At 67.2% G+C, this 19,877-nt stretch carries 23 protein-coding genes and 1 tRNA gene; 14 read left to right on the plus strand and 10 right to left on the minus strand.

Going from position 1 to position 19,877, the window contains the following annotated elements:
- Positions 1-416, minus strand: a 416-nt coding sequence (locus tag RBB34_RS12590; protein ID WP_306119666.1) for an aminotransferase class I/II-fold pyridoxal phosphate-dependent enzyme, incomplete at its 3' end; no start/stop codon positions are given.
- Between the two features lie 312 nt (positions 417-728).
- On the opposite strand from RBB34_RS12590, the gene cysG reads away from it, so the two are divergent.
- The 8 genes from cysG to RBB34_RS12630 all read left to right on the plus strand — a co-directional run bounded on the left by cysG (position 729) and on the right by RBB34_RS12630 (position 8,429).
- Complete coding sequence (gene cysG / locus RBB34_RS12595; protein ID WP_306119576.1) at positions 729-2,129, plus strand: siroheme synthase CysG; 1,401 nt, start codon at positions 729-731, stop codon at positions 2,127-2,129.
- Positions 2,129-2,431 (plus strand): DUF2849 domain-containing protein, encoded by a 303-nt coding sequence (locus RBB34_RS12600; protein WP_306119577.1) that lies wholly within the window; start codon positions 2,129-2,131, stop codon positions 2,429-2,431. Before cysG ends, RBB34_RS12600 begins: the two co-directional genes overlap by 1 nt.
- A gap of 3 nt (positions 2,432-2,434) precedes the next feature.
- Entirely contained in the window at positions 2,435-4,105 is a 1,671-nt protein-coding gene (locus tag RBB34_RS12605) for a nitrite/sulfite reductase (protein WP_306119578.1), read from the plus strand.
- The gene (locus tag RBB34_RS12610) at positions 4,089-4,790 is read left to right on the plus strand and encodes a phosphoadenylyl-sulfate reductase (protein ID WP_306119579.1); all 702 of its coding nucleotides are present in this window, start codon (positions 4,089-4,091) and stop codon (positions 4,788-4,790) included. The genes RBB34_RS12605 and RBB34_RS12610 overlap by 17 nt, the downstream gene beginning before the upstream one ends.
- Entirely contained in the window at positions 4,783-5,265 is a 483-nt protein-coding gene (locus RBB34_RS12615; protein ID WP_306119580.1) for a DUF934 domain-containing protein, read from the plus strand. The genes RBB34_RS12610 and RBB34_RS12615 overlap by 8 nt, the downstream gene beginning before the upstream one ends.
- 15 nt (positions 5,266-5,280) lie before the next feature.
- Entirely contained in the window at positions 5,281-6,108 is an 828-nt protein-coding gene (locus tag RBB34_RS12620; protein WP_306119581.1) for a ferredoxin--NADP reductase, read from the plus strand.
- A 215-nt stretch (positions 6,109-6,323) separates the two neighbouring features.
- On the plus strand, positions 6,324-7,544 hold the full coding sequence (locus tag RBB34_RS12625) for an FAD-dependent oxidoreductase (protein ID WP_306119582.1): 1,221 nt from the start codon (positions 6,324-6,326) through the stop codon (positions 7,542-7,544).
- 21 nt (positions 7,545-7,565) lie between these two features.
- Positions 7,566-8,429, plus strand: a complete 864-nt coding sequence (locus RBB34_RS12630) for a class I SAM-dependent methyltransferase (RefSeq protein ID WP_306119583.1) — start codon at positions 7,566-7,568, stop codon at positions 8,427-8,429.
- A 47-nt stretch (positions 8,430-8,476) separates the two neighbouring features.
- Here the strand turns inward: RBB34_RS12630 and RBB34_RS12635 are convergent.
- Positions 8,477-8,553, minus strand: a tRNA-Ile gene (locus tag RBB34_RS12635).
- Positions 8,554-8,727: 174 nt separating this feature from the next.
- Between RBB34_RS12635 and RBB34_RS12640 the strand changes: the two genes are divergently transcribed.
- Positions 8,728-9,480, plus strand: coding sequence for an SIMPL domain-containing protein (locus tag RBB34_RS12640; protein WP_306119584.1), 753 nt, complete (start codon positions 8,728-8,730; stop codon positions 9,478-9,480).
- Between the two features lie 10 nt (positions 9,481-9,490).
- On the opposite strand, the gene RBB34_RS12645 is transcribed toward RBB34_RS12640, so the two are convergent.
- The 6 genes from RBB34_RS12645 to RBB34_RS12670 form a co-directional block, all read right to left on the minus strand.
- The gene (locus tag RBB34_RS12645; RefSeq protein WP_306119585.1) at positions 9,491-9,994 is read right to left on the minus strand and encodes a YHS domain-containing (seleno)protein; all 504 of its coding nucleotides are present in this window, start codon (positions 9,992-9,994) and stop codon (positions 9,491-9,493) included.
- Between the two features lie 106 nt (positions 9,995-10,100).
- Positions 10,101-10,715, minus strand: coding sequence for a GNAT family N-acetyltransferase (locus RBB34_RS12650; protein WP_306119586.1), 615 nt, complete (start codon positions 10,713-10,715; stop codon positions 10,101-10,103).
- A gap of 8 nt (positions 10,716-10,723) precedes the next feature.
- On the minus strand, positions 10,724-11,131 hold the full coding sequence (locus RBB34_RS12655; RefSeq protein ID WP_306119587.1) for a ketosteroid isomerase-related protein: 408 nt from the start codon (positions 11,129-11,131) through the stop codon (positions 10,724-10,726).
- 79 nt (positions 11,132-11,210) lie between these two features.
- On the minus strand, positions 11,211-11,675 hold the full coding sequence (locus tag RBB34_RS12660) for a YcgN family cysteine cluster protein (RefSeq protein ID WP_306119588.1): 465 nt from the start codon (positions 11,673-11,675) through the stop codon (positions 11,211-11,213).
- Positions 11,676-11,686: 11 nt separating this feature from the next.
- Complete coding sequence (locus RBB34_RS12665; RefSeq protein ID WP_306119589.1) at positions 11,687-12,088, minus strand: DUF393 domain-containing protein; 402 nt, start codon at positions 12,086-12,088, stop codon at positions 11,687-11,689.
- A gap of 30 nt (positions 12,089-12,118) precedes the next feature.
- Positions 12,119-12,604: a DciA family protein gene (locus tag RBB34_RS12670; protein WP_306119590.1), complete on the minus strand. Its 486-nt coding sequence runs from the start codon at positions 12,602-12,604 to the stop codon at positions 12,119-12,121.
- A 69-nt stretch (positions 12,605-12,673) separates the two neighbouring features.
- Between RBB34_RS12670 and mutY the strand changes: the two genes are divergently transcribed.
- Both mutY and RBB34_RS12680 read left to right on the plus strand, forming a co-directional pair.
- Positions 12,674-13,750: an A/G-specific adenine glycosylase gene (gene mutY, locus RBB34_RS12675; RefSeq protein WP_306119591.1), complete on the plus strand. Its 1,077-nt coding sequence runs from the start codon at positions 12,674-12,676 to the stop codon at positions 13,748-13,750.
- Between the two features lie 11 nt (positions 13,751-13,761).
- Positions 13,762-14,382 carry an HAD family phosphatase gene (locus tag RBB34_RS12680; protein ID WP_306119592.1) on the plus strand — a complete coding sequence of 207 codons (621 nt, stop codon included), beginning with the start codon at positions 13,762-13,764 and terminating at the stop codon, positions 14,380-14,382.
- Between the two features lie 4 nt (positions 14,383-14,386).
- Here the strand turns inward: RBB34_RS12680 and RBB34_RS12685 are convergent, their stop codons facing one another.
- Positions 14,387-15,526, minus strand: a complete 1,140-nt coding sequence (locus RBB34_RS12685) for a site-specific DNA-methyltransferase (RefSeq protein ID WP_306119593.1) — start codon at positions 15,524-15,526, stop codon at positions 14,387-14,389.
- A 113-nt stretch (positions 15,527-15,639) separates the two neighbouring features.
- A complete protein-coding gene (locus RBB34_RS12690) occupies positions 15,640-16,215 on the minus strand; it encodes a hypothetical protein (RefSeq protein ID WP_306119594.1) in 576 nt (191 codons plus the stop codon).
- A 208-nt stretch (positions 16,216-16,423) separates the two neighbouring features.
- On the opposite strand from RBB34_RS12690, the gene thrC reads away from it, so the two are divergent.
- From thrC to RBB34_RS12705, 3 genes are read left to right on the plus strand one after another with little or no spacing between them, the layout of a single operon-like run.
- Positions 16,424-17,830 (plus strand): threonine synthase, encoded by a 1,407-nt coding sequence (thrC, locus tag RBB34_RS12695; RefSeq protein ID WP_306119595.1) that lies wholly within the window; start codon positions 16,424-16,426, stop codon positions 17,828-17,830.
- 48 nt (positions 17,831-17,878) lie between these two features.
- Complete coding sequence (locus tag RBB34_RS12700; RefSeq protein WP_306119596.1) at positions 17,879-19,192, plus strand: pitrilysin family protein; 1,314 nt, start codon at positions 17,879-17,881, stop codon at positions 19,190-19,192.
- Positions 19,193-19,230: 38 nt separating this feature from the next.
- On the plus strand, positions 19,231-19,839 hold the full coding sequence (locus tag RBB34_RS12705; RefSeq protein WP_306119597.1) for a GNAT family protein: 609 nt from the start codon (positions 19,231-19,233) through the stop codon (positions 19,837-19,839).
- Positions 19,840-19,877 lie beyond the last annotated feature (38 nt).

Consider the following 19,877-nt stretch of genomic DNA (forward strand, 5'->3'; position numbering starts at 1 on the left):
GCGTCGGTGTAGCAGATGATCCCCGGGATCTTCGCCAGAAGCGTGCCGAGCGCGGCCCAGTTGGACACATAGCCCGAGGTGAAGATCAGCGCGGCGTCCTTGCCGTGCAGATCCGCCAGTTCGGCCTCGAGCCTGACATGGCCGTGATTGGTGCCCGAAATGTTGCGCGTGCCCCCTGCCCCGGTGCCGCAGCGCTCGATGGCGTCCTGCATCGCCGCGACCACCTCGGGATGCTGGCCCATGCCCAGATAGTCGTTCGAGCACCACACGGTGACATCGTGCGTCGAGCCGTCCTCGCGATAGCGCGTGGCGCGCGGAAATTCCCCGCGCTTGCGCTCCAGCTCGGCAAAGACGCGATAATTGCCCGCCTCGTGAAGGCCGGCCAGGCTGTCGGCGAAGAACTCGTCGAAATTCAAGGGCTTGTTCTGCGACACGTCGAGCGCCTTCACCGTCATCACTTTCCTCACTATGCCCGTGCGACCGACCCGCCCGGGCCGAATTCGCCGCCTATATAGACACGCTCCGCCAAGATTGGAACGCTTCAAAACTGGCGCGATTGTCGCAACCAGAACCGGGCAATTCCTTGACACCGATCAAATCGATCGGCCCGCCAGGCCCGCTGCCGATCGCACGATATTTCTCCTGTCGGCCCCATTCTTGGGAACCAAATTCTTCTGCATGTCGGCCTTGCCCGGTATTGTGAGGACGGTTTTTCAAACGGGTTCGTCATGCGCCACTTTCCGATCTTTCTCAATGTCGACGGCCGCCGCGTGATCGTCTCTGGCGCCGGCGAAACCGCGGTGGCGAAATTGCGGCTGCTGCTGAAGACCGGGGCGAGGATCGCCGTTTTCGGCGCCGAACCGGTGGCGCAGGTTCGGCGGTGGGCGGCCGAAGGAAGGCTGACGCTGACCGAACGGCCGATCGCCGCCGGCGATGCGATGTGCGCCGCCCTGCTCTATGCGGCGAACGACGATGCGGCCGAGGATGCGCGGGCGGCAAAAATCGGGCATGAGGCCGGCGCTCTCGTCAACATCGTCGACAATCTCGAGGACTCCCAGTTCATCACGCCGGCGATCGTCGACCGCGATCCGGTGACCGTGGCGATCGGCACCGAGGGTGCCGCGCCGGTGCTGGCCCGCAAGATCAAGGCGGACCTCGAGGAACGTCTGCCCGCTTCGCTGGGCGTCCTGACGCGGATCGGCCAGGTGTTCCGCGCCCGCGCCGAGATGCTCGGCAGTTCCAAGAAGCGCCGCGCCTTCTGGACGCGGTTCTATTTCGGCGCGGGCGATGCGGCGCTCAAGGCGGGCGGCGAAGCCGCCGTGCGCGACACGCTCGAAACGCTGCTCACCGACGCGCTCGAAACGCACGACGGCCCGGGCTCGGTCGCCTTCGTCGGCGCCGGACCGGGCGATCCCGCGCTTTTGACGTTGAAGGCCCGCAACGCGCTGCACGAGGCCGATGTGGTGCTGCACGACCGGCTGGTGCCGCAGCCGATCCTCGAACTGGCCCGGCGCGAGGCGATCATCGTCGAGACGGGCAAGAAGGGTTTCGGACCGGCCTGGACGCAGGATGCGATCAACGATCTGATGATCGATCATGCGAGCGCCGGCGCCCGCGTCGTCCGGCTGAAATCGGGCGATCCGGCGGTGTTCGGCCGGCTCGAGGAGGAACTGGACGCGCTCGATGAGGCCGGCATCACCTTCGAGATCGTGCCGGGCATCACGTCCGCCTCGGCGGCGGTGGCCTCCATCGGCCGGTCGCTGACCCGGCGCGGACGCAACGCTTCGCTGCGGATCGTCACCGGGCACGACGCCGAAGGCTTTGCCGATCATGACTGGCGGGCGCTCGCCCGGCCCGGCGAAGCGGCGGCGATCTATATGGGGCTGAAGGCGTCGGCCTTCCTGCGCGGGCGCCTTCTGATGCACGGCGCCGATGCCAAAACGCCGGTCACCGTGGTCGAGAACGCCTCGCGCGCCGACCAGCGGATCGTCGCCGCAACGCTCGGCAGCCTGCCCGAAGCGCTGGCGGATGCGGGCATCACCGGTCCGGCGGTGCTGCTCTACGGCATCGCGCCGCGCGGCGCGCAGGTCGCCCTCGATGCATTGCCGGCCCAGGCGGAGGCGGTCTGATGGCTCGCGAGAAGCACCCACAAATCGTCACGGCAAACGATCTGTTCGAGGGCGACGTGATCTATCTGACCGCATCGGGCAACTGGTCGCGGGACCATGGCGATGCGGCCGTCGCGCACGATCCCGAGGAGGCCGAGCGCCTGCTGGCGATCGCCCAGGGCCAGCCGAACCGCATCGTCGGCGCCTATCTGGCCGATGCCACGATCGGCGCGGACGGCCGGCCGGCGCCGGTGCACTTTCGCGAGGCGTTCCGCACGCGCGGGCCGTCCAACTATTTCCACGGCAAGCAGGCGGAGGCCTGATCCATGTACGCATATGACGATTTCGACGCCGATTTCGTGCGCGCCCGCGTCGCCGAATTTCGCGAGCAGGTGAACCGCCGCATCTCCGGCGCGCTGACCGAGGACGAGTTCAAGCCGCTGCGCCTGAAGAACGGGCTCTATCTGCAGCTTCACGCCTACATGCTGCGCGTCGCCATTCCCTATGGCACGCTGAACAGCCGGCAGATGCGGCAGCTCGCGATGATCGCCGAGCGCTGGGACAAGGGCTACGGCCATTTCACCACGCGCCAGAACGTGCAGTTCAACTGGCCGAAACTGCAGGACGTGCCCGACATTCTGAACGCGCTCGCCGATGTCGAGATGCACGCCATCCAGACCTCGGGAAACTGCATCCGCAACGTCACCGCCGACCATTTCGCCGGCGCCGCCGCCGACGAGATCGAGGATCCGCGCCCAACCGCCGAGCTCATACGGCAATGGTCGACCGACCATCCCGAATTCCAGTACCTGCCCCGAAAATTCAAGATCGCGATCACCGGCGCACCGAACGACCGCGCGGTGACGAAGGCGCACGATATCGGCCTGCGCATGGTCCGCAACGCGGCGGGCGAGCCGGGCTATGAGGTGGTCGTCGGCGGCGGTCTGGGCCGCACGCCGATGATCGGCAAGACCGTCCGCGACTTCCTGCCGAAGGCCGATCTGCTGCCCTATCTGGAAGCGATCCTGCGGGTCTACAATCTCGCCGGCCGGCGCGACAACAAGTACAAGGCGCGCATCAAGATCCTCGTGCACGAGACCGGCACCGAGGAAATCACGGCTATGATCGAACAGGCCTTCGTCGAGCAGAAGGCGCTGTTCGCCGGCCCGCCGGAAGACCTTCTCGCGCGCATCGAGGCGGCCTTCGCGCCGCCCGATTTCGACAACACGCAGTCGCTGGCCTTCGACCGGGCGCAGGCGGACGATCCGGTGTTCCGCTCATTCGTCGAAACCAACGTCACCGAGCACAGGAACCCGGCCTATGGCATCGTGTCGGTGTCGCTCAAGCCGGTCGGCGGCACGCCGGGCGATGCGACGGCCGACCAGATGCGCGTGCTCGCCGATCTCGCCGAGCGCTACGGCCATGACGAACTGCGCGTTTCCCACGAGCAGAACATCATCCTGCCCCATGTCAGGAAGCCGGACATTCCGGCGGTCCATGCCGAACTGAAGAAGGCCGGGCTCGCCACCGCCAATATCGGGCTGATTTCGGACATCATCGCCTGCCCGGGCATGGATTATTGCGCGCTGGCGACGGCACGCTCGATCCCGATCGCCCAGCAGATCGCCACCCATTTCGACGCGCTCAAGCTGGAGCGCGACATCGGGCCGATGAAGATCAAGATCTCCGGCTGCATCAATGCCTGCGGGCACCACCATGTCGGCCATATCGGCATTCTGGGCCTCGACCGGGCGGGCGTCGAGAACTACCAGATCACGCTGGGCGGCGACGGCACCGAGACCGCGACGATCGGCAAGCGCACCGGACCCGGCTTTGCCGCCGAGGACCTGATCCCGGCGATCGAGGCGATCGTCGAGACCTATCTGGATTTGCGCCACACCGCCGAGGAGACATTCCTCGATGCCTATCGGCGGCTGGGAGCGGGACCGTTCAAGCAGGCGATCTACGCAGAGACCGGCAATGCCCGCGCTGCGTGACCGACAGGCCGAAACGCTTGACTTCCTGCGCGTCGCGCTGGCCGAGCGCCGCTTCGGCGACATCGCCGCGGTGTCCTCGTTCGGTGCCGAATCGGCGGTGCTGCTGCATCTGATCGCGCGCGTCGATCCGGCAACGCCGGTCATCTTCATCGACACGCGCATGCTGTTCGCCGAAACGCTCGCCTACAAGGCGACGCTGGTGCGCCATCTGGAACTGAGCGATGTGCGCACCGTCGCCCCGGACGGTTCGGCGATCCGCGACAGGGACCCCTGGGGCAGGCTGCACCTGACCGATCCGGATGCGTGCTGCGCCTTCCGCAAGAGCCGCGTTCTGGACGCCGCGCTCGAGGGCCTTGACGGCTGGATCACCGGCCGCAAGCGCTATCAGGCGGCAACGCGCGCGGATATCGAACTGATCGAGCGCATGACGGGCGGCAAGACCAAGCTCAACCCGCTCGCCTTCTGGCACGCCGACGAGGTGGCCGAGTATGCCGAGGCGTTTGACCTGCCTCAACATCCGCTGACCGGGCACGGCTATGCTTCGATCGGCTGTGCGTCCTGCACCTCGCCGGTCGGGGTGGGCGAGGATGCGCGGGCGGGCCGCTGGCGCGGCATGGACAAGATCGAATGCGGCATTCACATCGACAACGGCGCGATCGTGCGACAGGCGGGACGCAATGGCTGAAACGGGCACGACCATGGTGATCGTCACCGATGCGGGCTTTGCGCCGGACGACCGGGCCGGGGCGCTGATGGCCGGAACCTATGGCGAGGTGTCGCTCGACGATCTGCGCGCCGGCCTGCCCGAGGATCGTCCGCCGCGCATCGGGCTGAACCTTGCGGCCGATGCCGATGCGCGCGCGGTTGCGCCGCACTTCAATTGGCTGGACGCGATCACCATTTCGTTCGAGAGCTTTGCCGATGGCCGCGGCTTTTCGCTGGCAACGCAATTGCGCCGGCTCGGCTTTGACGGTCGGCTGATCGCGCAGGGCCATGTCATCGCCGACCAGTACGCCCATGCCCGGCGCTGCGGCTTCGATGCGGTGGCGATCGACGCCCGGCTCGCTGCGCGTCAACCGGAAGGCCAGTGGACGGCGCAGGTCTCGCGCATCGATGTGACCTATCAGAACCGTTTGCGTCAGGCCCCCATTGTCGCCTAACAGGAACCGATGAGCATGAACGAGATGACGCCGGTCGCCGGCCTAGCCCAGCCCCTGCAGATGAAAGACGGCCAGACCGTCACCTGGGTGCGCCACTATACCGACCGGCTTTTCGCCTTTCGACTCACCCGCCCGCAGAGCCTGCGCTTCCGCTCCGGCGAGTTCGTGATGATCGGCCTGCCCGGCGACAACGGCAAGCCGATCCTGCGCGCCTATTCGATCGCCTCGCCCTCCTGGGACGAGGAGCTCGAATTCTATTCGATCAAGGTGCCGGACGGCCCACTGACATCGCGGCTGCAGAAGATCGAGGTCGGCGACCAGGTGATCCTGAAGACCAAGCCGGTCGGCACGCTTGTGGTCGATGCTTTGCTGCCCGGCAAGCGGCTCTACATGCTGGCGACGGGCACCGGCATCGCGCCGTTTGCCTCGCTGATCCGCGATCCGGAGGTCTACGAGAAGTTCGACCAGGTGATCCTGACACACACCTGCCGCACGAGGGCCGAACTGGTCTACGGCGCCGAACTGGTGGACAACCTCGTCAACGATCCGCTGATCGGCGAGATGGTCGACGGCAAGCTCGTCTACTATCCGACGACCACCCGCGAGCAGAGCGAAAAGACCGGCCGTGTGACCGACAAGATCCGCTCGGGCGAGTTGTTCGCCGATCTGGGCGTGCCGGCATGGGATCCCGGGAACGATCGGGTGATGATCTGCGGGTCGATGGGCCTCAACCTCGAAATCAAGGAATTGTGCGAGGCGGCCGGCATGGTCGAGGGCGCCAACTCCAAGCCCGGCCACTACGTGCTCGAAAAGGCGTTCGTGGGCGAAGCCGAGGCAGGATAGCGCCGGGCGAGGCCGCCTGCCCCCTCATCGGTCTGCGTGTCCCGTGCATGACGTGAGCGTGAGCGGACGCGGCGCCGTGATCGTCGCTCGGTCCGGCACGGCCGACACCGAACGCCCTGCCCTGGCGCGCCCGTTGAAAAACTCATCGCCATTTGCCCGTCATTGCGCTTAGAAAGCGCCATTGTTCGGCAGCCGATATTCATGTGGGGGACAGCTTGACCAATCACGTCGTCATCGTCGGGGGAAGCCACGCCGCCGTCTCGGTCGCCGACGACCTGCGTAAGCACGGCTTTGACGGCTCCATCACGCTGGTCAGCGAGGAGGATGTGCTGCCCTATCAGCGTCCGCCCCTTTCCAAGGACTACATGTCCGGGGCGATGAGCCTGGAGCGGCTGAAACTGCGGCCGGAAAGCTGGTATGCCGACCAGAATGTCCAGGTGCGGCTTTCGTCCCAAGTGATCGGCGTCGACCGCACCGGCCGGGAGATCGCGACCGAGGACGGCACGCGCATCGGCTACGACACGCTCGTGCTGGCGACTGGCGCCCATGCGCGCGACCTGCCGCCGGATGTGGGCGGCGCGCTCGAGAACGTGCACACCATGCGCGATCTGGCCGATGCGGACACGCTGACCGACAAGATGGTCAAGGGCCGACGGCTGGCCGTCATCGGCGGCGGCTATATCGGCCTTGAGGCGGCCGCCGGGGCGGCCAAGCGCGGCATGGAAGTCACCGTGATCGAGGCGGCGCCGCGGATCCTCAAGCGCGTGGCCTGCCGCGAGACCGCCGATGCCTTCCGCGCCCTGCATGAAAGCCACGGCGTCAGGGTGCTCGAGAACACCCAGATCGCGCGCATCGTCGATGACGGGGCGGGCCGCGCCGGCGGCGTCGAACTCGCCGACGGCCAGGTGCTGCCGGCGGACCTCGTCATCGTGGGCATCGGCATCGCGCCGAACGCCGAACTGGCCGAGGCGGCCGGCCTGGAGGTGGCCGTCGGCATCGTCGTCGACGACCATGGTCGGACCTCCGATCCGGACATCTATGCCTGCGGCGACTGCACGATATTCGACTTCCGCAACATGCCCACGCGGCTGGAATCGGTGCAGAACGCCCATGACCAGGCCGGCGTGGTCGCCGCCAACATCATGGGCCGCGACATGCGCTACGAGCCGACGCCCTGGTTCTGGTCCGATCAGTACGACATGAAGCTGCAGATCGCCGGATTCAATCGCGGCTATGACCGCATCGTCGCCCGCCCGGGCCGCCGCGCGGGGTCGGTCTCGCACTTTTATTTCCAGGGCGACACCTTCCTGGCGGTCGACTGCCTCAACGATGCGGCGACCTATGCCATGTGCCGCAAGATCCTGGCCGACAAGAAGGCTCTGACACCGGCCATGGTCGCCGACGAAACGTTCGACCTGCGGGCGTTTGCGAAGTAAGGGTCTGTCATGGGCGAGGACATGCAAACCACCACAGCGTCGCCGCCGGGAGCCGAGGGCCTGCCGAAGCCCTACGACCCATCGGTCGACGGCGAACGCTGGTGCCCGCTGTGCCAGGCGCGCGCCTGCGAGCCATGGCCGCGCTACAGCCATGACGGATGGTCGATCGTCTCGTGCGGCACCTGCCAGTTCGTCTATCTGAAGAACCCCGTCGCCTATGAGGCACTGGTCGAGACCTATGCCTGGGAGCGCACATCGGCCGCCGAAAGACAGCGGCGGCGCCGCGAGCGCCCCGTCCTCGACGGGATCAGCCGGGCAACGCGCTGGCGCCTGCGGCTACCGGGATCGAACAAGCAGACGCGCTATCGCCGCTTTTTCGGCAATGGCAAGGTGCTCGACATCGGCTGCGGCGGCGGCCGGCAACTGCCCGAGCCGATCGTGCCCTTCGGCGTCGAGCTGTCGCGGCAACTGGCCCGTGACGCCGATGCGCTGATGCGCAAGCGCGGCGGCCATTGCGTGCATGCCGATGCCATCAGCGGCACGCGGAGCTTCGCCGAATCGAGTTTCGACGGCGTGCTGCTGAGTTCGTTTCTCGAACACGAGATCAATCCGCTTCAGCTTCTGGCCGAAGTGCGGCGCGTGGTTTCGACAAACGGCCATGTCTATGTCCGCGTCCCCAATTTCGGCAGTGTGAACCGGCGCGTGATGGACAGCAAATGGTGCGGCTTCCGCTATCCCGACCACGTCAACTACTTCACGGCCGCATCGCTGCGGCAGATGGCGCAGCGCGCCGGCTTTCGCATGCGCGTTCTCAATGCCTTCACTTTGGCCGTGGACGACAACATCAAGGCGGCGCTGGAGCCGGTCGAGGCGCCGGCAGCTTGACGCAATCGCGCGATCGGCGCAGTAATCTATTGAAAAATAATGGTAAATGGTGGGCCCGGAGGGACTCGAACCCCCAACCAAGCGGTTATGAGCCGCCGGCTCTAACCAATTGAGCTACGGGCCCCACCCATCGCTGACTAGCCGATGCGCCCGTGATGGGCAAGCAAGACGCGCCGGCGCGGGCGCGACCCGCAGCGCTGCCGGCGCACGCCCCGGACGCCGCGTCACCTGCGACCACAATTCGCGCCCATTTGCCGGCCATAGGCGCGATCGAGGGACGTCATCGAGAGGAACACCCATGCCCCATCCACTGCGCACAACCGCCACCGTCAGCCTGTTTTCCGCCGCCATGGTGGCACTCGCCGCCGGACCCGTGCTCGCCCAGAGCCAGCCGGCACGCGAGCCCGCACCGCAGATCAGCGTGTCGGCGACCGGCACGGCGGAGCTTGCGCCCGACATGGCGGTGATCACGCTGACCGTCCAGCGCGAAGCGGAGACGGCCCGCGCCGCGCTCGACGAGAACACCGCCGCCATGACCGAGGTGCTCGAGGCGATGAAGGCCGAGGGCATCGCGGAACGCGACCTTCAGACCGCCAATTTCAACATCCAGCCGGTCTATTCCAACCCGAACGCCGGCAATGGCCGGCGCGAGGAGCCGCGCATCGTCGGCTATCGGGTGTTCAACTCGCTGACGGTGCGCATCCGCGATCTGAGCCGGCTGGGCTCCATTCTCGACCGGTCGGTCACGCTGGGCGTCAACCAGGGCGGCGGCATCACGTTCACCAATGACGATCCGTCCGAGGCGATCGAGCAGGCCCGCGTCCAGGCCATGAGGAACGCCATCGCCAAGGCCGAAACGCTGACCGAGGCGGCCGGCATCGGGCTCGGCGAGATCCTGTCGATCTCCGAGCACAGCGGCCAGCCGTCGCCACGCCCGATGGCGCGCGCCGCGATCATGCAAATGGCGGCCGATTCGGCCCCCGTTCCCGTCGCCGCCGGCGAGAACACCTATCGGGTCGATGTCAATGTGAGCTTCGCGCTCGACCAGTGAGCGTGCCGCGTCAACCGGCCGAAAGCGCCGGCCAGTTGGCGTCGCCCTTGGCGACATTGCCGGGAATGTCGCGCTCCCACCGGCTGCGGATGCGGCGCGAGACATTCAGGTAGAGCTTGTCGTCATGGACGGTGAAGGCGCGCGGGTCGATGTCGGCGGTGTAGCCATTGGCCACCGCATAGGCGCAAAAGCCGCCATACTGGGGCGCATAGCGTGCCGGATCGGCGACGAACGCATCGCGATTGGCGGTGCTGGCGAAGTGGTAGACCGCCCCGTCATGGCTGGCCGTGATCGCCGGATCGCCCTTGACCGGCGCGCCTTGCGTGAAATAGGCGACCGGATCGTGGCCCTTGATCGCCACGCCGCCCTGCAGGTTGAGGCGGCCGGCGCGGGCCCGGCCCGACGCGCCAATGAGCGCGGCGCCGAGCGCGCCCGCGCCGATCATCAGAACCGAACGGCGGTCGAGTCTCGCAGTCGCCGTCTTCACCTTGCCGCGAACGAAGTGGCTGGGCATGTCGCGCTCCCTTCAGCGTTGAACCGTTGCGGGCAATCTGGCCGCTTGCGGGCGCGCGTTCAAATCGCATCGGTTGACGGCCAAACACATTCAGGTGAATCGGCCGTCAGCGCGCCGTTTCCGGCGGCAGGGTGCGCATCCAGTATTCCATCGGCTTTTCGGTCTCGGCGGGCTCGCCGATATCCTTCCAGGCAAAGCGCGTCAGCATCCCTTCGACCCGCTCATAGCCGCGCCGGCGCCAGAAATCGTCGAGCGGCACGTAGCCGTCGGGCCGCATGGGATGGTCCGGCGGCCTGACGACGGCCGAAAATATGACCTTCACAAAGCCCTGCCGGCGGGCCTCGGCCTCGCGCAACTCGAAAAAGCGCACGCCGACGCCACGGCCGCGATAGTCCGGCAGCAGCACCGATTCGCCGAAATAGAAGAAATCGTCCGGATCGAGCCCGCGCGCGGCGAACGGTTCGGCGAACTCGGCCTTGTGGCCGGCAAGCGGCGCAGCGGTCGCGGCCCCCACCAGCGTGTCGCCGTCGAAGGCGCCGGCGACATAGGCGCCTTCGGCCTGAAGATAGGTTTGCAGATAGTCGCGCTCATAGTCCCCATCGCCGTCGAAAAGATAGGGAAAGGCGCGAAAGACGGTGATGCGCAACCGCGCCAGATCGTCGAAGCGGTCGGCGATGTCGCGACCCGAAAGCGGGCGAACGACAATGGCGGGCGCCGTCATGGCACCGCTCATGAGATCTGGGCGATCCACTGGCCGAGATTGTAGTACGTCGTAACGCGGCTGATCCGGCCGTCATCGATGTCGAAGAAGATGCCGGCGGGGATGGAATAATGCTGGCCGTCGGCCGGCGGGAGGCCCTCGGCGGTGGCCATGTAGCGGCCATCGACGGTGAACTCGGCGGCGGCGCGGTTGCCGCCTTGCGAGACCATGATCTCGATGTCGCGCAGCGTCTCGTCGTAATGACGCGCCATCTCGGCATTGAAGCGGCGAAAGGCATCGCGGCCGATCTCGCGGCCGCCCTGGTTGATGTCGTGGGCGACGTCCTCGTGCAGCAGCGCCTCCATGGCGTCGTAATCGCTGGCGTTGAAGGCCTGAAAATACCGCTCGATCAGCGCGCGGGTCTCGTCTGCGGACATGGCTGGGCTCCGTTCAACTGTCTGGGCGCGCAGTTAGGTCCCGCACGCGGCCAGCGCAACCGCGCGAGGCGGCGGGTCGTCAAAGTTCGCCCTCCACCAGATGGTCGAGATATTCGCCGTCATGGGCCATGTCCTGCTCGCGCGCGGTGACGCGGCCGAACATCGAGATGCCGGCCTCGTGCACGCTCATCGGATCGCCGGAGATCAGCGGGTGCCAGTCGTAAAGCGGCCTGCCCTCGGCCAGCAGCCGGTAGGCGCAGGTACCGGGCAGCCAGGCCAAGGCGCCGACATTGTCGGGGGTCAGGCGCACGCAATCGGGCACCTGGGCCTGGCGGTTGTCATAGTCCTTGCATCGGCACGTCGCCGCGTCGAACAGCCGGCAGGCGACGGTGGTGTAGTGGATCTCCTCGGTGTCCTCGTCGACGAGCTTGGCCATGCAGCACTTGCCGCAGCCATCGCAAAGGCTCTCCCACTGGGCCGGCGTCATCTCGGCCAGCGTCTTGGTCTGCCAGAAGGGGCGGTCATCGGACGGGTCGGCGGACATGACGCTATTCCTCAATCGCCGCGCCGGGCGCGGTGCCAGCGCTGCCAGCGCAGGAAGACGCGATAGCCCAGTTCGGCCAGCTGCCGAAACCCCGGCACGCCGAAAACGAAGGCGAACCGGCGCCAGACCGGCAATTGACGCCAGATGCGGGCAAAGGCATCCACGCCCACATGCCAGCGATCGCAACCGCGCTCGCGTACGTGAAAACGGCCGAGCAGCTCCTGCCGCGACTTTGCCGGCGGCAGTTCGGCATCCGCAAGCCCGGTGATGTCGATCCAGTCGATCGTGCCGGCCCGGTCGTGCCGGTCAAAATAGCCGACCTCCATGCGGCAGACCGGACAGCCGCCGTCATAGAAGACCTCGATCGGTGCGCGCGCCGCCTCGGCGGGCCGCATGTCGTCGATTGCGCTCATGACAACGAGATAGGGCGCAACGCGGTTCCGTCAGGCGCGCGAATTGCCGCGCTCGGCGAGAACGTTGCGGCCGAAGCGGCGCACCGATTCGCGCAGGGCCTCATCGTCGAAGCCCTCGGCGAGCGCGTCGATGCGCGCGCGCTCGGCCTTGGTCAGCGGGCGCCGGTTCGGCCGGGCAGGTTCGGCGGGCGGGGCGACCTGCTTCTGGACGATCTTCACCCGGTCGATCGCCGCGAAACCCATGAAGGCGTTGACGCGGCCGATGATCTCGCCGGTCTGGTGCTGGACATGCAGCCCCGCCGCGCCGCTGGCCGCGACGACCAGCCGCCCGGGCCGGAAGTCGTCGTCGCCGGGGGCGCGGCGCGGCCATTCGATCTTCAAGGGACAGCTCATCTGCGAGAGCCGGCCGCCGGCGATCTCGGGCCAGGCCTCGATCAGCGCGACCGAAAGCCCGGCGCGTTTTGCCAGCACCGGGTCGAGCACGGCGTTGACGAGGGCGGAGGCGGGCTTGACCATCCCGGCATGCTAGCAAAGACGCGTCCCGCATGCATTGATCTTTTTCGCCGGCCCACGCACACAGATGCCATGAACCGCATCGATTCCGCGCCGCGACCGGCTTCGGACCTGCTCGCCTGGTATGACCGTCACGCCCGCGACCTGCCCTGGCGCGTGGGGCCGGCGGACCGCGCGCGCGGGGTCCGGCCCGATCCCTATCGGGTCTGGCTGTCGGAGATCATGCTGCAGCAGACGACCGTCGCGGCCGTGCGCGCCTATTTCGCGAAGTTCACCGCGCGCTGGCTGACCGTTGCAGCGCTGGCCGACGCCTCCGAAGACGATATCCTGAAGGCCTGGGCGGGGCTGGGCTATTACTCGCGGGCGCGCAATCTGAAGAGATGCGCCGATGCGGTGGTCTGCCGCCATGGCGGCGCGTTCCCGGCGGATCTCGACGCGCTGCGCGCCCTGCCCGGCATCGGCGACTACACGGCCGCGGCCATCGCGGCGATCGCGTTCGACATCCCCGCGCCGGTCGTCGACGGCAATGTCGAGCGGGTGACCAGCCGGCTGGCGGCGATCGAGACGCCGCTGCCAGGGGCCAAGCCGGCGATCCGGGCCGAGGTCGCGGCCATGCTCGATCCAACCCGGCCCGGCGACTTCGCCCAGGCGATGATGGATCTGGGCGCGACGATCTGCACGCCGCGAAGACCGGCCTGCATGCATTGCCCGCTACGCACCGATTGCCGGGCGCTGCGAACGGGCGACCCGGAGCGCCTGCCGGTCAAGGCGCCGAAGAAGGACAAGCCGCGGCGTCGCGGCGCGGCCTATGTGATCGTCGATCCGGCCGGCGCGGTGCTGCTCGAAAAGCGCGGGGAGACCGGCCTGCTGGCCGGCATGAGCCAGGTGCCGACCACAAGCTGGACGGCACGCACGGACGGGGCGACCGGCACCGCCGCCGCTCCGCTCGCCGGGCTCGACTGGACCGAATGCGGGCAGGTCGGCCATGTGTTCACGCATTTCGCGCTCGAACTGGCGGTCTGGCGCGCCAGCTATCGGGGCGCGGCGCCCGCGGGGCTGTGGTGGTCGCCGCCCGGCGCACTGGCCGGCGAAGCGCTGCCCACTGTCATGAAGAAAGCAATCGCCCGTGCTCTACCGGGCGCGTTTTAAAGGACGGAACCATGGAAAAGCCCATCCGCCATATCGTGTTCGACGTCGGCAAGGTGCTCATCCACTACGACCCGTCGCTCGGCTTTCGCGACGTCATATCCGATGAGGACGAGCGTGCCTGGTTCCTGGCCAATGTGTGCACGGGCGCGTGGAACGTCGAACAGGACCGCGGGCGGCCGTGGGCGGAGGCCGAAGCTGTGCTGATCGCCGCGCATCCCGAATGGGAGCGCGAAATCCGTGCCTTTCGCCAGAACTGGCGGCTGATGGTGCCGCATGCACTCGACGACACGGTCGCCATCCTCACAGCGCTGATCGAGGAGGGCCGCGACATCACCTTCCTGACCAATTTCGCCGCCGATACCTTCCTTGAGGCGCAGCAGATGTATCCCTTCCTCACGGCCGGCCGGGGCGTGACGGTCTCGGGCCGGGTCAAGCTGATCAAGCCCGAGCGCGAGATCTTCGCGCTGCACACGGCGACCTTCGATCTCGACCCGGAGGCGACGCTGTTCATCGACGACAGTGCCGTCAATGTCGAAGGTGCGCGCGCGTTCGGCTGGCAGGCGGTGCTCTTCGAGGGCGCCGACAAGCTGCGCGCCGACCTGGCGCGCCATGGCGTGCTGCCGGCCGACTGACCGGTCAGCCGCCCGCCGCGGCCATCCGGTCGCGGACGATCTGGCGCAGCGCATCGATGGGTTGCAGGTCGCCATCGCGCTCGAAGTGCCAGAACGTCCAGCCATTGCAGGCGTCAAGACCCTGCACCTTCGCGCCGACCTTGTGGATGGAGGCCTGCTCGCCTTCGGCCGCAATGGAACCGTCGGCCTGAACGCGGGCACGCCAGCGGCGCCTTGCATCGGTCAGTTCGGTGCCCGGCGCGATCAGGCCGGCCTCGAGCAGCGCCGAAAACGCCACGCGGGGGGCGGCGCGCTTGCCGGTCACAAGGTTCAGTTGCGCCCGCTCGAGCGGTTCGACGGCGTCGATCCGCGCCTGGGCCGCCTCGATATAGGCCTGCTCGCGCTCGATGCCGATGAAATGCCGGCCAAGGCGCCGGGCGACCGCGCCGGTGGTACCGGTGCCGAAGAACGGGTCGAGCACGACATCGCCGGGTCTGGACGCCGACATGAGAACGCGCGCCAGCAGCGCCTGGGGCTTTTGCGTCGGATGCACCTTGGCGCCGGTCTCGTCCTTCAGACGCTCGCCGCCACTGCAGATCGGGAACAGCCAGTCCGAGCGCATCTGCACGTCGTCATTGGCCGCCTTCAGCGACTCGTAGTTGAAGGTGTAGCCCTTGGCCTTCTGGTCGCGGCTCGCCCAGATCAGCGTCTCGTGCGCGTTCTGAAAGCGCCGGCCGGCGAAGTTCGGCATGGGATTGGTCTTGCGCCAGACGATGTCGTTGAGGATCCAGTAGCCCAGATCCTGCAGCGAGGCGCCGACGCGGAAGATGTTGTGATACGAGCCGATCACCCAGATCGTGCCGGCCGGCTTGAGCACGCGCCGCGCCGCCAGCAGCCAGGCGCGGGTGAAGGCGTCATAATCGGCGAACGAGCCGAACCGGTCCCAATCATCGTCGCAGGCGTCCACGCGCGACCGGTCGGGGCGATGCAGTTCGCCGTCGAGCTGGAGGTTGTAGGGCGGATCGGCGAAGATCATGTCGACCGAGCCGGCCGGCAGCTTCTCCATCTCGGCGACGCAGTCGCCCCTGACGATCGTATCGAGCGGAAGTGGCGCGGGCCCGACGCCCGGTTCGGCGCCCCGCAGGGCCAGGTGTACGCGAGACATGAAAGCACCCGATCTCGGTGGTTGAGGTCGGGGCCATGGTTACCGGTCAGGGTAAAGAACCGGTTCAGCGGCATGGTGAACGAAGGGTTACGGCCGCCCAGCGGCCGGCCGGACTACGGCGTGTCGTAGGGACCCTCGTCGAAGCCGACCAGCACCTGCAGGTTGCGGGTGCTGGGCTCGGGGATGGCGATCTGGTCGTCCTTGTAGATGAACTGGGTCGCACCGGCGCCCTGATTGACCGCCACGTCGAGCCGGCCGAGCTGCGAATAGGGCAGGTTGTCGCCGGCCTTGATGGCCACGCGCACCGGCAGGTTGACCGATCCGGGCTGGCCGGCCGGACCGTTGACCACACGGCCGGCGGCGGCGATCGTCATCAGGAGCTGGCCGTTGCGATAGCGGCAGGTGCGCGTGACGTCCGAGATCGAGGCCTGATAGACCACGTTGTCGGGGTCGCCCTCATTGCCGTCGGTATAGGTGCGCAGGATGGCGGTGCCCTCGAGCAGCGTCGCGCGCGGGCAGTAGGCGCGCAGATCGGCCTCGGTGAAGACCTCTTCATTGCCCACATCGAGCACCTCGCGCGGCCCGCCCATCATCTGGCAGCCCGCCAGCGCAAGCAGGCCCGCCAGCGCAAGCCCCCCCTTGAGCCAGGAGCGGTGTCCGGATCGTACGTCACGCCTGTGCTTGTTCATGCCGTCCCACATTGCTGCATTCGTCGTACGGGCCCGGCATGCGTGCCGATTGCGGCAGCATTCGGACCCGGCACGAACCGTCACCCAGGCACGCGCGGCAATGCGGCGCAAGGGGTTCCGGTCCGGGCCCATTTCCGATAAGGCTCCGGCGCGCTTTGTGCAAGCGGTGCACAATCGGCTTTCGAGAAGCGGGCAGGAAACGACCAGGGTGAAATACATCTCCACACGCGGGCATGCACCGGCGCTGGGGTTCCGCGATACGGTGCTTGCCGGCCTTGCCGCAGACGGCGGGCTCTACCTGCCCGAGAGCTGGCCGCGTCTTTCCCCCGGCGACATCGCCGCGCTGCGCGGCAAGCCGTTCGCCGAGATCGCCACAACGGTGATGGCGCCGTTCATCGGCGAGGAGATCGACCGCGCGAGCTTCGCCTGGCTGGCCGAGCAGGCCTATGCCACCTTCCGGCACGAGGCCACCTGCCCTGTCGTGCAGACAGGGCCGAACGAATTCATCCTCGAACTGTTCCACGGGCCGACGCTCGCCTTCAAGGACGTGGCGATGCAGTTGCTGGCGCGGCTGATGGACCATATCCTGGCCGAGCGCGACCAGCGCGCAACGATCGTCGGGGCGACGTCGGGCGACACGGGCGGGGCGGCGATCGAGGCGTTCGCCGGGCGCGAGCGCACCGACATCTTCATCCTGTTCCCCCAGGGGCGCGTCTCGCCGGTGCAGCAGCGCCAGATGACCGGTTCGGATGCGGCCAATGTCCACGCGCTGGCGATCGACGGCAATTTCGACGACTGCCAGGCGCTGGTCAAGGCGATGTTCGGCCATCGCGCCTTTGCCGACCGTGTCGGGCTGTCGGCGGTCAACTCGATCAACTGGGCGCGCATCATGGCCCAGATCAGCTACTACTTCACCGCCGCGCTGACGCTGGGCGCGCCCGACCGGCCGGTCTCGTTCACCGTGCCGACGGGCAATTTCGGCGACATCTTCGCCGGCTATGCGGCCGCCAAGATGGGCCTTCCCGTCGAAAGGCTTGTCATCGCCACCAACGACAACGACATATTGGCCCGGACGCTGCAGACCGGCGCCTACGAGATGCGGTCGGTGGTGCAGACGACCTCGCCGTCCATGGACATACAGGTGTCGTCGAATTTCGAACGGCTGCTGTTCGAGGCATCGGACCGCGACGCCGGTTACGTCTCCAACGCCATGGAGAACCTCAAGCAGTCACGGCGCTTCGAACTGGGCGCCAGCGTGCACGCGGCCATTGCCGGGGACTTCGCGGCGGCGCGCACGACCATGGCCGAGGCGGCCGAGACGATGCGCGCGTTGCACAAGGGCGCCCAATACCTCGCCGACCCGCACACGGCGGTGGCGGTGCATGCGGCGCGGGCGCACGCCGACAAGGTCACGCCGATGGTGGTGCTCGCCACCGCGCATCCGGCGAAGTTTCCCGATGCGGTGCGCGCGGCGACGGGCATCGCACCCGGGCTGCCCGAATGGCTGGGCGACCTGATGGCGCGGCGCGAGCGATTCGCCCGACTTCCATCGGACCTGAAAATAGTGGAAGATCACATACTGGCCCATAGCCGGGCCAGCGGAGGAAACGCGTAGGCGCCCGAACGGCAAGTGCCATCGGGCTGCCGGGGAGTACGAGTGGGAATGCCAGTACAGACAACCGTCCTCGAAAACGGGCTGACCGTCGCGACCCAGCGATTTGACAAGGTCGAGAGCGTTTCGCTCGGCGTTTGGGTGAAGGCGGGCACCCGCAACGAAAAGGACCATGAGCACGGCATCGCCCACATGCTCGAGCACATGGCGTTCAAGGGCACACGGACGCGCAACGCGCGCGAGCTCGCCGAGGCGATCGAAAACGTCGGCGGCGACATCAACGCGGCGACCAGCGTCGAGACGACGTCCTTCTTCGTGCGCGTTCTCAGGCACGACACGCTGCTGGCGCTCGACGTGCTGGCCGACATCCTGCAGAACTCGAAATTCGATCCCGACGAACTCGAACGCGAAAAGCACGTGGTGCTGCAGGAGCTGGGCGCGGTCAACGACACGCCCGACGACGTCGTCTTCGACCGCTTCACCGAGACCGCCTTCCGCCACCAGACCATCGGCCGGTCGATCCTGGGCACGCGCGAGACGATCGGCGCGTTCACTTCCGACATGATCCGCGACTATATCGGGCGCGAATATTCCGGCGAGCGCATGGTGATCGCGGCGACCGGCGCGGTCGATCACGATGAAGTCGTCAAAGCCGTCCAGGCGCGCTTTTCGACCATGCCGCGCGCCTCCAAGGGCGGCGATCTGCGCCTTGCGCACTATGTCGGCGGCGACTATCGCGAACACCGCGACCTGCAGGACACCCAGCTCGTCATCGGTTTCGAGGGCCGCGCCTATCACGTGCGCGACTACTATTGCAGCCAGGTGCTGGCCATGCTGCTGGGCGGGGCGATGTCCTCGCGGCTGTTCCAGGAGGTGCGCGAAAAGCACGGGCTGTGCTATTCGATCTACGCCTTCCACTGGGGATTTTCGGACACCGGCGTTTTCGGCGTGCATGCGGCGACCGAGCCGGGCGACCTTGAAAAGCTCATGGAGCTGATCCTGATCGAGCTGAACCGGGCGGCCGGCGACATCGAACAGGCCGAACTCGACCGGGCACGGGCGCAGTTCCGTGCCAGCCTGCTGATGGCGGGCGAGAGCGCGCCGGCGCGGGCCGGCCAGCTTGCGCGGCAGATCCTGCTGTTCGGCCGGCCGATCCCGAACGAGGAATTGCTGCTGCGCCTGGACAATCTGACCGTGTCGCGGCTTCGCGACCTGGCCGGGCGCATCTTTGTGCAGTCCCAGCCGACAATCTCGGCGGTCGGACCGGTCAACCAGCTCATGGACATCGACACGATCCGCCAGCAACTGGTCAATGGCGGTGCGCAGCCCGCGCCGGTGCACATCAGACGGGCCGCCGTCGGCTGAGCCCTGCGGGACCCGGCGGCGCCCACGGAGACGCGGCGATGTTTGCCTTTTCCAACCGCAGCACTGGCAAGGCCGTCATGGAGGGGCGCCAGGTCCATCTGCGCCACCCCGAACTCGCCGATCACGAACAATGGGCCGCCCTGCGCGCACAAAGCGCGACCTTCCTCAAGCCCTGGGAGCCGGTCTGGCCGCGCAACGACCTCACGCGGCCGGCCTTTCGCGCGCGGCTGCGCCGCTACAACAACGAGATCCGCGCCGGCACGGGATATCCGTTCCTTGTGTGCCGCAATGGCGACGATGTGATCCTGGGCGGGATAACCCTGGGTAACATAAGGCGCGGGGTCGCCCAGAACGGGCAGATCGGCTACTGGATCGGAGCGCGCTTCGCCGGCCAGGGCTACATGACCGAGGCGGTCGCGCTGATCTGCGAGTTCGCATTCGCCCGCAACGGATTGCACCGCCTTGAAGCTGCCTGTATCCCCGGCAACAACAGATCGATCAGGCTGCTGGAAAGGAACGGTTTCCACCGGGAGGGTATCCTGGCAGCCTATCTGAAGATCAACGGCGCATGGCGTGACCATGTCCTTTATGCGCGCATCAATCCGCTGCATGTCAGTGCGGCGGCCTCGGACGGGACGGAACGCTGATACCGCAGAGCCCAACGCACCGGCAGGGATGGATCACA

Origin of the sequence: Roseitalea sp. MMSF_3546 (genome assembly GCF_030732865.1) — a bacterium.
Classification (GTDB): domain Bacteria; phylum Pseudomonadota; class Alphaproteobacteria; order Rhizobiales; family Rhizobiaceae; genus Roseitalea.

Excerpts from the sequence above, each read along its gene's own strand:
- RBB34_RS12705 (WP_306119597.1), top strand. The coding sequence starts at position 19,231 with ATGTTTGCCTTTTCCAACCGCAGCACTGGCAAGGCCGTCATGGAGGGG.
- RBB34_RS12620 (WP_306119581.1), top strand. The coding sequence starts at position 5,281 with ATGAACGAGATGACGCCGGTCGCCGGCCTAGCCCAGCCCCTGCAGATG.
- RBB34_RS12610 (WP_306119579.1), top strand. The coding sequence starts at position 4,089 with ATGCCCGCGCTGCGTGACCGACAGGCCGAAACGCTTGACTTCCTGCGC.
- RBB34_RS12685 (WP_306119593.1), bottom strand. The coding sequence starts at position 15,526 with ATGTCTCGCGTACACCTGGCCCTGCGGGGCGCCGAACCGGGCGTCGGG.
- RBB34_RS12680 (WP_306119592.1), top strand. The coding sequence starts at position 13,762 with ATGGAAAAGCCCATCCGCCATATCGTGTTCGACGTCGGCAAGGTGCTC.
- RBB34_RS12665 (WP_306119589.1), bottom strand. The coding sequence starts at position 12,088 with ATGAGCGCAATCGACGACATGCGGCCCGCCGAGGCGGCGCGCGCACCG.
- RBB34_RS12630 (WP_306119583.1), top strand. The coding sequence starts at position 7,566 with ATGCAAACCACCACAGCGTCGCCGCCGGGAGCCGAGGGCCTGCCGAAG.
- RBB34_RS12605 (WP_306119578.1), top strand. The coding sequence starts at position 2,435 with ATGTACGCATATGACGATTTCGACGCCGATTTCGTGCGCGCCCGCGTC.
- mutY (WP_306119591.1), top strand. The coding sequence starts at position 12,674 with ATGAACCGCATCGATTCCGCGCCGCGACCGGCTTCGGACCTGCTCGCC.
- RBB34_RS12660 (WP_306119588.1), bottom strand. The coding sequence starts at position 11,675 with ATGTCCGCCGACCCGTCCGATGACCGCCCCTTCTGGCAGACCAAGACG.
- RBB34_RS12600 (WP_306119577.1), top strand. The coding sequence starts at position 2,129 with ATGGCTCGCGAGAAGCACCCACAAATCGTCACGGCAAACGATCTGTTC.
- RBB34_RS12650 (WP_306119586.1), bottom strand. The coding sequence starts at position 10,715 with ATGACGGCGCCCGCCATTGTCGTTCGCCCGCTTTCGGGTCGCGACATC.
- RBB34_RS12615 (WP_306119580.1), top strand. The coding sequence starts at position 4,783 with ATGGCTGAAACGGGCACGACCATGGTGATCGTCACCGATGCGGGCTTT.
- RBB34_RS12690 (WP_306119594.1), bottom strand. The coding sequence starts at position 16,215 with ATGAACAAGCACAGGCGTGACGTACGATCCGGACACCGCTCCTGGCTC.
- RBB34_RS12670 (WP_306119590.1), bottom strand. The coding sequence starts at position 12,604 with ATGGTCAAGCCCGCCTCCGCCCTCGTCAACGCCGTGCTCGACCCGGTG.
- RBB34_RS12655 (WP_306119587.1), bottom strand. The coding sequence starts at position 11,131 with ATGTCCGCAGACGAGACCCGCGCGCTGATCGAGCGGTATTTTCAGGCC.
- RBB34_RS12640 (WP_306119584.1), top strand. The coding sequence starts at position 8,728 with ATGCCCCATCCACTGCGCACAACCGCCACCGTCAGCCTGTTTTCCGCC.
- RBB34_RS12645 (WP_306119585.1), bottom strand. The coding sequence starts at position 9,994 with ATGCCCAGCCACTTCGTTCGCGGCAAGGTGAAGACGGCGACTGCGAGA.
- RBB34_RS12700 (WP_306119596.1), top strand. The coding sequence starts at position 17,879 with ATGCCAGTACAGACAACCGTCCTCGAAAACGGGCTGACCGTCGCGACC.
- cysG (WP_306119576.1), top strand. The coding sequence starts at position 729 with ATGCGCCACTTTCCGATCTTTCTCAATGTCGACGGCCGCCGCGTGATC.